The 15,491-nt window shown below is 50.8% G+C and carries 13 protein-coding genes; 12 read left to right on the plus strand and 1 reads right to left on the minus strand.

Annotated elements, in window-relative coordinates; genetic code table 11:
* The first annotated feature begins 65 nt into the window (after positions 1 to 65).
* Positions 66 to 803, plus strand: coding sequence for a YetF domain-containing protein (locus M3194_RS22560; protein ID WP_251656340.1), 738 nt, complete (start codon positions 66 to 68; stop codon positions 801 to 803).
* 28 nt (positions 804 to 831) lie between these two features.
* Here M3194_RS22560 and spoVB read toward each other — a convergent pair whose 3' ends face one another.
* Entirely contained in the window at positions 832 to 2,394 is a 1,563-nt protein-coding gene (spoVB, locus tag M3194_RS22565) for a stage V sporulation protein B (RefSeq protein WP_251656341.1), read from the minus strand.
* A 243-nt stretch (positions 2,395 to 2,637) separates the two neighbouring features.
* On the opposite strand from spoVB, the gene M3194_RS22570 reads away from it, so the two are divergent.
* The 11 genes from M3194_RS22570 (at position 2,638) to M3194_RS22620 (ending at position 15,448) form a co-directional block, all read left to right on the plus strand.
* Positions 2,638 to 2,877, plus strand: a complete 240-nt coding sequence (locus M3194_RS22570) for a post-transcriptional regulator (protein ID WP_251656342.1) — start codon at positions 2,638 to 2,640, stop codon at positions 2,875 to 2,877.
* A 95-nt stretch (positions 2,878 to 2,972) separates the two neighbouring features.
* The gene (secD, locus tag M3194_RS22575; RefSeq protein ID WP_251656343.1) at positions 2,973 to 4,205 is read left to right on the plus strand and encodes a protein translocase subunit SecD; all 1,233 of its coding nucleotides are present in this window, start codon (positions 2,973 to 2,975) and stop codon (positions 4,203 to 4,205) included.
* Positions 4,195 to 5,115, plus strand: a complete 921-nt coding sequence (gene secF / locus M3194_RS22580) for a protein translocase subunit SecF (RefSeq protein ID WP_251656344.1) — start codon at positions 4,195 to 4,197, stop codon at positions 5,113 to 5,115. The genes secD and secF overlap by 11 nt, the downstream gene beginning before the upstream one ends.
* Positions 5,116 to 5,199: 84 nt before the next feature.
* Positions 5,200 to 6,087, plus strand: a complete 888-nt coding sequence (locus tag M3194_RS22585; protein ID WP_251656345.1) for a cation diffusion facilitator family transporter — start codon at positions 5,200 to 5,202, stop codon at positions 6,085 to 6,087.
* Between the two features lie 24 nt (positions 6,088 to 6,111).
* Entirely contained in the window at positions 6,112 to 8,145 is a 2,034-nt protein-coding gene (gene recJ, locus M3194_RS22590; protein ID WP_251656346.1) for a single-stranded-DNA-specific exonuclease RecJ, read from the plus strand.
* Positions 8,146 to 8,189: 44 nt separating this feature from the next.
* Positions 8,190 to 8,702 carry an adenine phosphoribosyltransferase gene (locus M3194_RS22595; protein WP_091186338.1) on the plus strand — a complete coding sequence of 171 codons (513 nt, stop codon included), beginning with the start codon at positions 8,190 to 8,192 and terminating at the stop codon, positions 8,700 to 8,702.
* 345 nt (positions 8,703 to 9,047) lie between these two features.
* Positions 9,048 to 10,007 carry an ABC transporter permease gene (locus M3194_RS22600; RefSeq protein ID WP_251656347.1) on the plus strand — a complete coding sequence of 320 codons (960 nt, stop codon included), beginning with the start codon at positions 9,048 to 9,050 and terminating at the stop codon, positions 10,005 to 10,007.
* 47 nt (positions 10,008 to 10,054) lie between these two features.
* The gene (locus M3194_RS22605; RefSeq protein WP_251656348.1) at positions 10,055 to 10,954 is read left to right on the plus strand and encodes a carbohydrate ABC transporter permease; all 900 of its coding nucleotides are present in this window, start codon (positions 10,055 to 10,057) and stop codon (positions 10,952 to 10,954) included.
* A 124-nt stretch (positions 10,955 to 11,078) separates the two neighbouring features.
* Complete coding sequence (locus M3194_RS22610; RefSeq protein ID WP_251656349.1) at positions 11,079 to 12,764, plus strand: extracellular solute-binding protein; 1,686 nt, start codon at positions 11,079 to 11,081, stop codon at positions 12,762 to 12,764.
* Between the two features lie 114 nt (positions 12,765 to 12,878).
* Positions 12,879 to 13,682: a response regulator transcription factor gene (locus M3194_RS22615; RefSeq protein WP_251656350.1), complete on the plus strand. Its 804-nt coding sequence runs from the start codon at positions 12,879 to 12,881 to the stop codon at positions 13,680 to 13,682.
* Positions 13,682 to 15,448, plus strand: coding sequence for a sensor histidine kinase (locus tag M3194_RS22620; RefSeq protein WP_251656351.1), 1,767 nt, complete (start codon positions 13,682 to 13,684; stop codon positions 15,446 to 15,448). The genes M3194_RS22615 and M3194_RS22620 overlap by 1 nt, the downstream gene beginning before the upstream one ends.
* Positions 15,449 to 15,491 lie beyond the last annotated feature (43 nt).

Here is a 15,491-nt window from a genome sequence, read left to right on the forward strand (position 1 = left end):
GAAGGTCAGAATAGCTGTACGTGCTGTTCTGATGCAGGCATGACAAAAACGAGGAGGCGGTTAGGATGGAATACTGGAGCGTGCTGCTCCGAACCGTATTGATTTACTTCGTCGTATTTCTGATCATGCGTTTTATGGGCAAAAGGGAAATTGGCAAGCTATCCGTATTTGATCTGGTTATATCGGTTATGATTGCGGAGATAGCGGTCATTGTTATTGAGGATCTAGACCGGGCAATGTGGGAAGGCATTCTGCCGATGGTGGTTCTGCTCCTTATCCAGATCGGGATGGCCTTTCTCGCCCTGAAGAACCGCAAGCTTAGGCTATGGTTTGACGGTAAGCCAAGCTTTATTATCGCCAAAGGGAAGCTTAACCGGGACGTGATGCGCAAGCAAAGATATAATCTGGATGATCTGCTCCTCCAATTAAGGGAAAACAAGATCAGCAACGTTGCCGATGTGGAATTTGCCATTCTGGAGACAACCGGGAAATTATCGGTAGTCGAGAAGGAAGGGGATGGCGATAAGGGGATGGAGGAGCAGAAAATAGCTGCTGAAGAGAAACCAATAATCGAGCCGCAGTCGCAAGTGCCTGCAAGATTCCGATTCGAGATGCTGCCTATACCGCTCATTATGGACGGCAAGGTGCAGGATGAGAATCTGGCGAAGCTGGATAAGACAAGATTTTGGCTGAAAAATGTGCTGCAGGAGCAGGGCGTACATGATTTCAAGGAAGTCTTCCTCTGCACCATTGACCATAAAGGCAAGCTGTTTGTTGATTCCGATAAAAAGCCGCGCTTCTAGCTGACCACTAGAGGCACGGCTTTTTTCATCATTTAAACCACTGTCCAAGCAGCGGAATGCGGGCGATATCGTAGCGGTCGATAATTTTCATCCAGACCATAAGCAGCAGATAGATAACGACACTGATCATGCAAGCAAGCAAGAGATTAATCCACTCCAGCGTTAGTGGCTTGGTATTCATAATCCACAATGCAGCAGCGCCCATGATGAGCATGGCTGATCCAACCTTTACAAAATCCAGCGCTTGCATATGGAATCCGATAAAGCGCAGCACGCTTATCCCATGCAGAACCGTCACAAGCACTACATTGACGTTGATCGCAATAAGAGCGCCGTATATGCCAAGCTCGGGCTTTGAGGCAAGCATGACGATAAGAATCAGCTTGACGGCAGCTCCGATAAAGGTGTTCATAAGTGCCGTACCGGGCTTGTTCAAGGCTTGAAGAGCCGCTTGCAGAGGAGCCTGCAAATAAATGAATATTCCGATTGGAGCCATCAAGCGCAGCATCGGAGCGATGTCAGCATGATTATACATGAGTCGGCAGATCGGTTCGGCGAACAGCCACATGACGACCACAAAGGGCGCTCCCGCAACCAGCGCAAGACGCATCGACTGATGCATTCTTTTATGAATCGTTCCTTTGTCTCCTCTGGCCGCAGCCTCTGATAGAGAAGGAACGAGGGAGGAAGCAAGCGAGAAGGTCAAAGCGGTTGGCAGCAGCAGGAGCGGGATAATCATTCCCTGCAGGGCACCGTATTGCGCTGTGGCTACACCGGTTGCGATACCCGCTGCTGCAAGGCTCCGGGCGGTCAGAATCGATTCCAGCAAATAAGATAAGGAGCCGACCATCCGGCTTCCTGTAACCGGAATGGACAAGCCAAGAAGGCGGCGAAGCACAGGCGTGCGTTTGGCTCCAGCCGGAACGGAAGCTTGTTCCGTTGCAGGCTTTTGCTTCTTGCGATGCTCTCTCGCATACGTCCAGAACAGGACGGCAAGCGCGCCAATCTCTCCAACGACCACGCCAAGCATAGCCCCGGCAGCAGCCCATTCGATTCCTCTTGGGAGCAGCATCGAAGCAAAGGTAAGAGAGCCGATAATCCGTATAATCGTCTCTATAATTTGTGACGCTGCGGAAGGTATCATGTTTTGCATGCCTTGGAAATATCCGCGGTAGACCGAAGAAATACCAATGATCAGCATGAGAGGAGTCATGACGATAAACGTCTGATAAACCCTGGCATCGGGCAGCACATGCGTGGTAATCCATTTGGCGAGCAGAAGAAGCGCGGCCGTCATCAAGATAGCCAGAACTATCGTAAGGCCCATCGCCACGCGGAAAATCTGCTTGACCCGCGCCGAATCGTTGCGTGACACGGCCTCAGCCGTCCATTTGGTGATCGCTAGCGGAATGCCGCCCGTAATAACCGTGAGCAGAACGGTCAGAAACGGATAGCTGAGCTGATACAGCCCCACGCCTTCCGCCCCGATGATGCGCGGGAGCGCTATGCGCGGCACAAAGCCGAGAAGCCGGTTAATAATTCCGGCAGCCAGCAGGATCATAGCCCCTTTGATAAACGATTGCTTCGTCATACGTCGCCCTCATCTCTACAATAATCCCATCCTCTTATTGACCCCAAGACAGGAAGACAGGCTTTCCGTACATCTTTATGCGCGGCATGTCCGAATCATGAGTCATTCCGAGTTCAAGGGAGTCATCCAAATTTATCAATTCAAAAGTTTCAGCAGGAAAAGAGGGAGGCGGCAGCGAATAGATAGGAGGATAGTTAACAGCTTTTGTTATGACATTTGCAGGGCTAGAAGGAGGAGACAACCGTGAGAGATGAGGATCTGAACGACGTGATCGAGCAGCTGTGCAACAGCAAGGCGGAAGAATTTCATCTCATCGGATATGAACATGTAACGGGAAGAGAGATTTGGGAATGCGTTAGCGAAAAGTATAATAAAACCGGTCAGCCGGAGCTTCATCAAATCGTAAACGATATCTTGTCATTAAAAGTGACAAAATTTATGAATTTTATGACGCTTAGCGCTTATCGGGGAAACCATTTCTGAGCGAAGGGGTTTCTTTTTTTTGCGTGTTAATTTTACACGCAAGTGCAACCTAAGTATAATAGGAATATTGAGATCATAAGGGGGACTATGTACGTATGAACTGGAAGAGATTAACCGCCTTCCTTGCGGTCGTTGTCATCATGTTTGGCGCTATCGCTTGGACAAGCCCGGCTCTTGTTAAGGATATCCGGCTCGGTCTTGACTTGAAAGGCGGATTCGAGGTATTGTACGAGGCTTCACCGCTTGAAGGCGGCGAGCAGGTAACGCCTGAGTCGCTCAAGGAAACGGCTCACAGCCTGGAGCAGCGGATTGACTCCACGGGCACGACCGAGCCCGAGATTACCCGCGAAGGCAGCAACCGCATCCGCGTGAAGCTTCCCGGGGTAACGGACGAAACGGAAATCAGAGAAATGCTGAAAAAGCCTGTCAATCTGACATTCCGCGGTCCAGACGGCACGATCGAGCTGAAAGGCGACGACTTCGTGCAAAACGGTGCAAAAGTCGAGTTTGACCAGCTGGGCAATCCGATGATCACCATTAAATTGAAAGACGCTAAGAAATTCGAAGACGTGACCACGAAACTGACAGGAAAAACCTTGTCCATTTACTTAGATGAAGAACTTCTGTCCAGCCCTTCTGTCAACTATCCGATTACAGGCGGTTCGGCTCAAATTTCAGGCAATTACACGCTTGACGAGGCCAATAACCTGAAAGATACCATTAACCTTGGCGCGCTTCCTTTGAAGCTGACTGAGGTCTATACGCAAAGCGTCGGCGCTAAGCTTGGCCAGAAATCGCTTGAAGATACGGTTGGCGCAGGTATTATCGGTACCATTATCGTACTGCTGTTCCTTGTCATCCTGTTCCGTATCCCGGGCCTCGTTGCAGGCATTACCGTTATCTCCTACACTTGGCTGCTCGTGGTTGTATTCGAGCTGATGAACGCGACCTTGACGCTACCGGGCATCGCTGCGTTTGTTCTAGGCATAGGTATGGCGGTTGACGCCAATATCATTATGTACGAGCGGATCAAGGAAGAGATTCGCAGCGGCAAGAGCCTGCTGTCTTCCCTGAAGGCCGGTTCGAAAAACTCTTTCCGTACCATTATGGACGCGAACGTGACGAATATTATTTCGTGCGCGGTTCTTTACTTCATCGGTAACGGTGCGATCCGCGGTTTTGCCCTGACGATGATTTTCAGTATTCTCGTAAGTATCGTGACCAACATCTTCTTGGCACGCCTGCTGATTCACTTGCTGATCCGCAGTAACCTCTTTACTAAACCTGGCTACTACGGCGTGAAGGAGGCAGAAATCCGTGCTCTATAATGCAAAGGTTCGATTCGATTTCATTAAACACCGCAACAAGTTTTTCATGTTCTCGGTTATTTTGACGCTTATCGGTATTTTGTCGGTCAGCATCTTCCATATGAACTTCGGGGTTGACTTCAAAGCCGGCACCAATATGGATATTCTCGTTGGCAAGAAGCTTAGTCAAGCGGATGCCAAAGAGATTCTCGGGCAGGCGGGCTATACCGATATTACGCCTACGGTTGGCGGCACGAACGGCGACCGTGTATCGGCGCGTTTCGACGACGTTCTTGATCAGCCGAAGGTAAAAGCGATCGAGGATGCCTTCAAAGCGAAATACGGCGATAAGGTATCTTCGGAAGTGAACGTTGTATCTCCGGATATAGCGCAGGAGCTTGGCATCAAAGCTATCTATGCCGTTATTATCGCGAGCGTGGCCATTATGCTTTATGTCATGATCCGTTTTGAATGGCGCATGGCGCTTGCTGCGAATATTGCCATTTTGTATGACGCCTTTGTTGTCGTAACGATTTTCTCGATTTTCCGTCTCCAGGTTGACCTGCCGTTTATCGCGGCCGTACTGACAACGATTGGTTATTCGATTAACGATAAGATCGTTATTTTTGACCGGATCCGCGAAAATCTTCGTTTTGCCAAAACAAAAAGCTCCGATCAGATTGGCGAGCTTGTTAACCAAAGCTTGTGGCAGACGATGGCGCGTAACGTTTATACGGTTCTTGCCGTACTCGTTATCGCTACCTGTCTCTTTATCTTCGGCGGCGAGTCGATCAAGCTGTTTGCCCTTGCCAAGATGATTGGTCTTGCGAGCGGTGCTTACTCTTCCATCTGTATCGCAGCTCCGCTGTGGATGGTTATGAAAAGCAAGCAAAAGCCTTCTACGAAAGCAGCGGCAAAAAAAGCGGTATAAGCATAGCTACTCTACTAAACAAAGTGGAATGGAAGCTCTTGGTTGCTCCATCGCCAGCGGCCCCATTCCACGCTGGAGGCATAAATGTCAACCGAACAACGATTTGCGGAGGCAAAGCCTGCCGAACAGGCAGGCTTATGGGGAACTGCGGCGCTGGCGTTGTTTAAAGGCATAGTAGGCGGACTCGCGGGCAGCAAATCGCTGCTCGCAGATGCCTTCCGAACGGCGGCAGAATGTGCCGCCGCTTTTGCTTTGTCGTCCGCTAAGCAGAGCGGGAACAAGAAGGCCGGCACGATGCGGACGGAAGCCTTGACGAATGTTTTCCTGGCCGTATTTTTTCTTATCACCAGTCTGGAGATCGGCATATCGGCAATCCGTTCCATCTCGGAAGGGGTAGATGAGCCGCCGCATTGGAGTGCGCTCGCCGCGATTCTTGCATGTCTGGTTGCAAGGGAGCTGTTCTTCTCCCGGAAGGAGAGAGGCTCCAGCTTATATTGCTCGCTGGCGGCCCTCGTGGGTGCAGGAGGAGCGATGTTAGGCAAGGCGGCAGCCTTGCCGGCTCTCTACTATCTGGATCCTGCGGCTGCGATTGTTATAGCCGTTATTGTGATGCTGAGCGGCTATCGTACGATTACCGGGTTTGTACGCAAAGATTCGAAAGAAGAGTCCAAGGCGGAAGACACCGAGGTTCTGATGCAGCTCATTCAGCGAGTAGAAGGGGTTATTACCGTTGAATCGATTCAGGCCAAGGAGCAAGGTCATTACGTAGTAGCAGACATCGTTATTAGTGTGAATCCGCGTATATCCGTTCTGGAAGGCCATGAAATTGCAAAGCGGGTTAAGCAGCTGCTGCTTACGCGATTCGGCCATGTAACGGATGTGACGATTCATGTGGAGCCGTATGATCCCGGCTATCCGTATAAGTCGAATCACGATCCGAATCAGGAGCATATGCCGACGCTTCTGCAATAGAATGGAAAGGGGTTGAAACTCGGCGTGATACAAGCAAAAACACGCTGGAATTTGGCGCCTTGGAATAAAGAGGATGAACGGCAGGCGGGACTGTTGTCAGAGCAGCTTGGCGTTCCTCCGCTTGTAGCGAAGCTTCTGGTTCAGAGAGGCTATAAGGAAAAGGACTCCGCAGAAATCTTTCTGCGGGGCGGGGAGGAACGGCTTCATGATCCGTATCAGCTGATCGGAATGAGGGAAGCCGTTACCCGGATCAAGCAGGCTGCAGAGAACGGCGAGTTCATCCGGATTTACGGGGATTATGACGCGGATGGCGTATCCAGCACTTCCCTGCTGATTCATGTCTTCCGTGAGCTGGGGTATACCTTCGATTACTATATTCCGCATCGCGCCCTGGAAGGCTACGGCCTGAACAAGGGGGCGATCGACTTGGCCGCCGCGGACGGCGTTCGTCTAATCGTAACCGTGGACACGGGCATCAGCGCGTATGAGCAGGTTGAATACGCGAAGCAGCTTGGCATTGACATGGTGGTCACGGACCATCACGAACCGCCGGAACAGATTCCGGACGCGGTTGCCGTTGTGAATCCGAAGCGCGAGGATTGTCCTTATCCTTTCAAAGGATTGGCAGGAGTTGGAGTAGCCTTCAAACTGGCCCACGCGCTTATGGAACGTCCGCCGATGGAATGGACGGATATTGTCTGTCTCGGCACGATTGCGGATATTATGCCGCTGACGGATGAGAACCGGGTGCTTGTCCGGGCAGGACTCGCCCGGCTGCGAAATACCGGCAATACCGGCTTCCGGGCCTTATCGGAAGCATGCGGGATTGAACTGGATGAGGTTACGTCCACGACAGTAGCCTTCGGCATGGCGCCGCGCATTAATGCTGCAGGACGGCTTGATCATGCGAAGCGCGCCGTTGAGCTCCTGACGACGGGTGATTACGATGAGGCCATCCGAGCGGCTTCTTCCCTTGATGTGCTGAACAAGGAAAGACAGCGAATCGTGGATGGCATCGTTAAGGAAGCCGAGCAGCAGTGGCAGAGAAAGCGGAAGGCCGCGCAAGCTGCGGGAAGAGCCGAGCCTGCCGTGATCGTATTGGCTGGCGAAGGCTGGAACGTTGGGGTTATCGGCATTGTTGCCTCCAAGATATTGGAGCGGTATTACAAGCCGGTAATCGTCCTTGGCATTGATGCGGACAACGGAATGTGCAAAGGGTCCGCGAGATCGATTGACGGGTATGATCTTCATGCCGCCTTGACGGAATGCGATCACTTGCTGGATCATTACGGCGGGCATCAGGCGGCAGCGGGCATGAGCCTTCACCGGGACAATCTGCAGGCTTTTGAAGAGAAGCTTGGGGAGTTGGCGCTGGAATGGCTCACCGAACAGGATTGGATTCCAAAGACGGCTATTGATCTCGTCTGCGCGGTGGAGGATGCCAGCGTCCATACGATCGGTCAGCTTGCCCTGCTGGAGCCGTTTGGGGCAGGCAATCCTTCCCCGAGGCTGCTGCTGCAATCCGCGGAGCTTTCGGACTACAGAACGATGGGCAAGGAATCCAGGCATTTGAAGCTGTCGCTCCGAAGCGGACGTACCGCTTTGGACGCGGTAGGATTCGGACTAGGCGAGCTCTCGGAACAACTGCAAAGCGGTCTGCCGGTGGATGTGGTCGGAGAGCTGTCGATTAATGAATGGAACGGCCAGCGCAAAGCGCAGCTGCACATTCATGATCTCTATTTTGGAGGGGCACTCGCCAGATTTCCCGAAAGGGAGCATTTTGGCCAGGTATACCAGCTTCTAAAACGGAAGCAGCGTATTCCGGTAAAAGGCCTTGAGGCGTATCTCTCTGAACAATCCCGGTGGCCCGAGCAGATAATTACGGTCATGCTGGAAGTATTCCTTGAGCTTGGGTTTATTGCGGTAGACGGCACTCATTTTGTTGTCGTCGAAGCACCGCAGAAGCGCGATCTCGGAACATCGGAAAGATACCAAGAGGCAAAACGCGAAGCCGAGAGGCTGCGTTCGCCGTATGTTCCAAACAAAGAAATGGCATAATTGATATGGTAAGTAGAGAAAGGATTGAACAGAACATGAGCGACATTAATTTCAAAGATTACATCCGGGTGATCCCCGATTTTCCGCAGCCAGGCATCCGCTTCAAAGATATTACGACTCTTCTAAAGGATGGCAACGTGTACCGTGCCGCTATCGAAGATATCCGCAAAGCGGTTGAGCATATGCAGATCGATATCATTGCAGGCCCGGAAGCGCGCGGCTTTGTTGTTGGCGCTCCGCTTGCAACTGCGCTTGGCGTTGGATTTGCGCCGATCCGCAAGAGCGGCAAGCTGCCTGGCGAGACGATTCAAGCCAGCTATGACCTGGAATACGGCAATGACAGCCTTGCGATGCATAAAGACGCGATCTCTCCTGGACAACGCGTGCTTATTGCGGATGACCTGCTTGCTACAGGCGGTACAATTGCGACTTCGATGAACCTTGTCCGCCAGCTTGGCGGCGAAGTTGTTGGCGCGGCATTCCTGATTGAGCTGTCTTACTTGACCGGCCGCGAGAAGCTGGAAGGCGTAGAAGTGTTCTCTCTCGTAACGTATTAAGATACAACGAATACTCATATCGAGCTGCCCTTGGCGGAACAGCAGACCGGAAACAGTCTGAGGTTCTTCCGGGGCAGTTTTTTTGTTTTCGGCTTTATCATACACCTTTCAATCGATGTCAGTTGGAAACGGATTCAAATTGCTTGTCCAAAAATGGAACCGTATTCACATCGGAGAAGTGTTATGAATAATAACATCATTTGATTGAAAAGTATCATTTTTCGTTGGTCAGGCAAATAGTAAGCCTCTCTGCAAGCTTTTACAATATAGACATAAGCAAGTGCTTTCGAAGTAGGAATTGCCATAGAAGAGCATGTTGCAATTCTTTTATAAGGGGGGACATCCATGGCAGAGATCACAGCAGCCGTCACGAAACAGCAGCAGGCGTTGAAAAGCAAATCCAAGGTTCGCCGATTCCTCCGGCAGTGGGATTTGCAGCTAATGGTCATTCCCGCGCTTCTGCTGATATTTGTATTCAGCTATATCCCGATGTACGGCGTGCTTACCGCTTTTCAGGATTACAACATTTTTAAAGGGTTTTTGGACAGTCCATGGGTGGGATTCAAGCATTTCGAAATGTTCTTCCATGCTCCGGAGTTCGAACGGGTAATGCGCAATACGATCATCATCAGCGTACTGAAGCTGGCAATAGGTTTTCCTGCACCAATCGTTCTCGCGTTAATGCTAAATGAAGTGAAAAATATGTATTTCAAGCGGTTTGTTCAGACGGTAAGCTATTTGCCGCATTTCTTATCCTGGGTTATTGTTTCGGGCTTTGCCATGTCGATTCTGTCGGTGGAGAATGGGAGCCTGAACATGCTGCTCCAATCTCTCAACCTCATTAAGGAGCCGATCAGCTTTCTCTCTATACCGGAATATTTCTGGACGATCATCGTTACCACCGGCGTCTGGAAGGAAATAGGCTTCAGCTCGATCGTCTATCTGGCGGCTATTGCCGGCATTGACCCAAGCATGTACGAAGCCGCTTCAATCGACGGTGCCAGCCGGTTCAAGCAAATCTATGTCATTACGATTCCAACGATTATGCCGGTCGTTATCATCTTTATGATTCTGGCTATCGGCAATCTGCTGAGCGCAGGCTTCGAAGATCTGCTCCTGCTTGGCGTTAACCCGATTTTGCGCGATGTATCGGATGTTCTGGACACTTACGTGTATCGAACAGGCATAACCGGTCAGCGCTTCTCTTATGCGACGGCGGTAGGATTGTTCAAAGCCATCATCAGCGTGGGGCTTCTTGCCTTCGCCAATCTGCTGGCACGCCGCACGGGCAACAGCCTATGGTAAGGACAGAGAGTATCCTGACTGCACTGTGAAAAAGGAGGCCGACAGCATTGCGTATTAAATCCAGCTTCAGCGACCGAAGCTTAACCGTATTTGTGTATATCTGCCTGGCTGTTATCGCCTTTGTGAGCTTTTATCCGTTCTGGAATGCCGCGGTTGTCTCCTTTAACAAAGGCATGGATACGGCGCTTGGCGGCGTTACCTTCTGGCCGAGAGCGTTTACGCTCGAAAATTATGAAATCGTATTCCAGGACAAGAGAATTATTAACGGCTTCTATATCTCCGTTATGCGGACGGTTATAGGCACTGTTGCATCTATCCTGTTCACCGCGATATTTGCCTACGGCATGACGAAGAAAGAGCTGATCGGCAGGAAGTTCTACATGATTGCCTGCATTGTTACGCTTTACTTCAGCGGCGGGATTATTCCGACCTTCCTTCTTATCCGCGGCCTTGGCATGATGGATAATTTCCTGGTCTTTATCATCCCGGGCTTGATCAGCGTATGGAACATGATTATCTTCCGGACGTTCTTTATGGGGCTGCCCCAGGGTCTTGAGGAATCGGCGCAGATCGACGGATGCGGCTATTGGGCAACCTTCTTCCGAATCGTTCTGCCGCTGTCCGGTCCCGTCATTGCCACGCTGACTTTGTTTACCGCGGTATCCCATTGGAACGACTGGTTCTATCCAAGCCTTTACATAACCGATGAGAAGCTTATTCCGATTCAGACGATGCTTCAGCAAATCCTGAATTCCAATATTGTTTCCGAGCAATTCTCCCAGTTGGATTCGGCTTCCCAAAGCCGCTTGTCTTCCATGAAGAGCATTACCAGCAAGTCGCTGTCGATGGCGACAATGATGGTTGCGACCATTCCGATCATCATGGTCTATCCGTTTGTGCAGAAATATTTCGTCAAAGGCGTGCTTGTTGGTTCCTTGAAGGGATAAAGCGTTTCCGCAAGCAAGGCAGTATCCGGTTTTCAACGAGAGGCGGATTGTCCATCTTATGGATCGACAAATCCGCTTCCGCTGAACATAATTAAAGTTAAGGGAGAGAGGGGTTTTACGAAGGATGAGTACATGGCGGAAATCAGCTTATTCAGGACTTGCAATCATGTTGGTTAGCGTAATGGCATTGACAGGCTGTTCGGGCAACGGTAATGGCAACGGCAATAAAGCAACAAATGAACCTGCGGCAACAAACAGCGAGACTGCGGCTGCAAGCGAAGCGCCGGCAAGTGAGCCGTCTGTCTTTAAGCTTGGCAGCGAGCCGATCAACTTCTCCTTCTACGGGCATTATGATTGGTATTCGATGCCTGCGTGGGGCGGGGATGAAGCCACGAAATGGATCAAGGATAATATGAAGGTCGATATTACCCCTGTTCAATCCGGCGGCAACGCTGCCCAGAAGCTGAATACGATGATTGCGTCGGGCAAGCTTCCGGACGTGATCTGGATGGACCGCGGTGCAGACGTAGAGAAGCTGCGCGAAGCGGGCATGCTGGTGCCGTTTGATGACTACCTCGACAAATACCCGAACTTTAAGAAATGGGTGGGCGAAGAGGCCATCAACATGCTTCGTTCGAAGGACGGCAAGATTTATCAGTTCCCGAACTGGTATACATCCCAGCCGAACGGCAACGCGGGCTACCTCGTGAATAAAAAGATTTATGCCGAGCTGGGATCCCCGGCCATTGAAACCACGGACGATTTCTATAACTACCTGAAGCAGGTTAAAGAAAAATATCCGAACGTAACGCCGTTCAACCCGGATCTGGCTATCGATGGGCAAGGCCTCGATGTCCTCTATGGCGCGTTTGGCGAAGATTACTCGCCGGCTTATGTGGCTAACCGCGCTGTGCCAAGCGGCGACAAGCTCACTTCCTTGTTCCTTGATCCGGTCTTCCGGGAATCGATGCAGTTCGCAAGCAAGCTGTTCCGCGAGAAGCTGATGTCACCGGATGCTTTGACGCAAACGAAGGATCAGGTAAAAGAGCAGGCCTATAACGGAACGGCTGCCGTGTTTGCCGGCGCAAGCCCAACGGAATACGGTGCGGTAGGCGATTCCGAGCTGAAGAAAAAGGATCCGAATTCGGGTTACATGATGATCTGGCCGGTGCATAAGGCAGGCCTCGACAAGAGCAAGATCTGGTCGGGCACTTATACCCAGCTGGGCTGGAACGTCAGCGTCATTACGAAGTCGGCTAAAGATCCGGAGAAGATTTTCGCGTTCCTTGATTACTTAACGGGTCCGGAAGGCACTCGCACATTGTTCTGGGGTCCGGAAGGAATCTACTGGAAAGGCACGGATGCTGACGGCGCGCCAATCTTCACGGATGCATACACCTCCGATGTTGAAGGCCGTACGAAGATGATGGACGCAACGGTTAACTTCCAATGGAACGGCAACACCGTCTTTATTGATACTTCCAAGATGAAATTCGAGCTTACCCTTCCGGAAGAACAGCAATCGTGGGAAGCGCGCTGGCAAAATGCGATTACGTGGAAAACGCAAAAGAATGCCACGGAGTATATTAACCTCGCACCGGCTCCGGATTCGGAGGAAGGCATTATCGCCCAAAGCTTCGAGGAGCTGTATAAGGAAGCAAGAGCGAAGGCGCTTTATGCGAAGAGCGACGAGGAAGTTCTGGCGATTCTCGACAAAGCTCAGAAGGATGCCGAGGCTATTGGTTACGACAAGCTACTAGCATTCAAAACAACGAAATGGCAAGAAAATTTAAAAAGCATGAAAGGCTAACATCCAGGCTATCGCTGGAGTATAATTTGGTCATGCGGTCGCGCCGTCCCTAACTTAGGGGCGGTTCTGCCGTTTCACGGCGTTTCCAATCTGCTGGCGGGAGAAGATGCCATCATGTATAAGGTGTTAATTGCAGATGACGAAGTACTTGATCTGGAAGGCATGAGGTTGTTTATTCCCTGGGCGGAGCTTGGTCTGGAGGTTGTCGCCGCCGTCAACAACGGCTTTGATGCTTATGAGGTATTGAAAGACGGGAAGATAGATATTCTCGTGACCGATGTACATATGCCCAGCATGTCCGGACTTGAGCTTGCCCGCAAGGCTCAGGAGACGGAGGCCTGCAGCGATCTGAGAGTGATCTTCGTCAGCGGCTATCAGGATTTTCATTACGTCAAGCAGGCGTTATCCCTTCGGGCATATAGTTATGTTCTGAAGCCGATGGATGACGCGGAGCTCGTTGAAGCCCTTGTCCATGTAATCAAGGAATTAAATGAAGCTTCAAGAAGGCAGGAGGAAGAGAGGCAGTGGAAGGAGGCTGCCCGGCGTGCGCCGCACCGGCATGCGCCTCTGCCCGAATCAGCTTCCGTAGAGCAAGGCAAGCATACAAAGCTTATTCAAGAGATGATTATTTATATGAAAGAGCATCTGCACCGTTCTCTTACGCTGAAGGAAGTGGCGGACCGGTTTGCTTTTTCCCCGAATTACTTGGGGTTGATGTTTAAGGAAGAGATGGGCGTAGGCTTCAGTGAATTTGTTATTGCCATGCGGATGGAGAAGGCCGGAGAATTGCTGAAGGATCCCAAAGTCAAAATTTACGAGGTGGCTGATCAGGTAGGTTACCGGTACATGCCCTATTTCAGCCGGCAGTTCAAAGAGACTTTCGGCATGACGCCGAACGAATTCAGGAGACAGCGCTAATGATGCATACGCCATTCAGCGGCACGAAGGGTTCCCGCAAATTTATACCGTTTGGCATTAAACTGCTCATTTCCTATATGATGCTTATTATTATCCCGATCTTTGTGTTTGGCTACTTCGCCAGCGACATTATGACGGATTCGATCCGTTCCAATACAACCAATACGATTAAAGGAACATTAAGGCAAATAGAAGACAACGTGGTCTACAAGCTGGAAGATACCGTTAGATTATCGGATCTTCTCTATTACGACATGACGTTGTCGAAGCAGCTGCTTCATTATGAAGAGGGTTGGGTCAGCTATGAAACAACAACAGAGCTGCTGCTCCCGAAGTTCCGTCAGACCATTGAATCGACGAACCGCAGCTTATGGCTTACGGTTTATTTGCGCAACGAGACGCTGCCGGAAGTCTATTACGACACGAAGAACATCGATCCGCTCGTCATGAAGGGGAAGTTTTTTGACTTGCTTCATTTGAACCGGATTGCGAATAAGCCCTGGTACCAAGCCTACCCGGCAGAAAAGTACGGAGAGACGCTTCAATGGAAGCAGATCGAGGATGACAGCCGATATAACCGGATATCCCTGCTGCGCCGGCTCGTAGATTTGGAAACGGCAAGGCTGAACGAAATCGGCTTTATGCGGATCAGCGTGTACCTGTCGGATCTGTTTCAAAGCGTGGATTATCGCAAAATCGGCGCTGGCAGCACTTTGTATATTACCGACGGCAGCCGTAACATTTTGTACGCTTCCGGAGCTACCGAGCAGTCCAGCGAGCAGTTGTGGGATGATTCGAACGGCCGCAATTATCTGGTTATACGCCAGCCGCTTCCCGGCCTTAACTGGAGCCTGACGGCGATGGTGCCGTCATCGGTGCTGGAGAAGGATACGAAGAAGGTCAAGCTGCTGACGCTTGTCATTTGCAGTGCCAGCTGCGTGCTGATTCTGCTCGTTGCGACCTTCGTCTCGAGAACCTTCTCCCGGCGGGTATTGAAGGTGATGTCCGTCCTTCAATCCTTCCGGCAAGGAGATTTCCAGCGGCGGATTCATTACAGCGGCAATGATGAATTTACGACCATTGCATCCTCGCTGAATGAGCTTGGCAGAAGAACGCAAAACCTGATTGAAGAGGTCTACGCGACGAATTTGAAAAAGAAAGAGGCGGAGCTGGAGACGCTTCAGGCGCAGATTAATCCGCACTTTTTATATAATACGCTTTCCTCGATCAGCCGGCTGGCCAAATTCGGACAAGTCGAGAAGCAGCATCAGATGGTGATGAATCTCGCGAAGTTTTACCGTTTATCGTTAAATGAAGGGCAGACCATTATCCCGATCGGCAAGGAGATTGAGCAGGTCCGGGCTTATATGGATATTCAGCAGATTAAGTATGGCGACAGGGTACGGATCGACTATAATATTTCCCCGGAAATTGTCGAACTCACAACGGTTAAGCTCATTGTCCAGCCTTTTGTCGAGAATGTGCTTGAACATGCCTGGCGCGGGGATCAGATCGATATTCAAGTAATGGGATACCGCGAAGGGGACGTCGTTCATCTGCTTGTTGCAGATAATGGAAACGGAATGCCCCAGAAGACGATTCTTCAACTGTTTAGCGGCGAAGGAATGCAACGTGTCGGCTACGGCATACGTAATGTACATGAGAGGATTCAGCTTTATTACGGTAAAGATTTTGGCGTTGCGATTCAGAGCGATCCAGGGGAAGGCACAACGGTTCATATTCGCATTCCGGCAGAACCGCAATAGCCTTTCACATGCGAAATTTGGTGAGGCATGCAGGTTGACGCGG

This window comes from Paenibacillus glycanilyticus, from assembly GCF_023715145.1.
GTDB lineage: Bacteria > Bacillota > Bacilli > Paenibacillales > Paenibacillaceae > Pristimantibacillus > Pristimantibacillus glycanilyticus_A.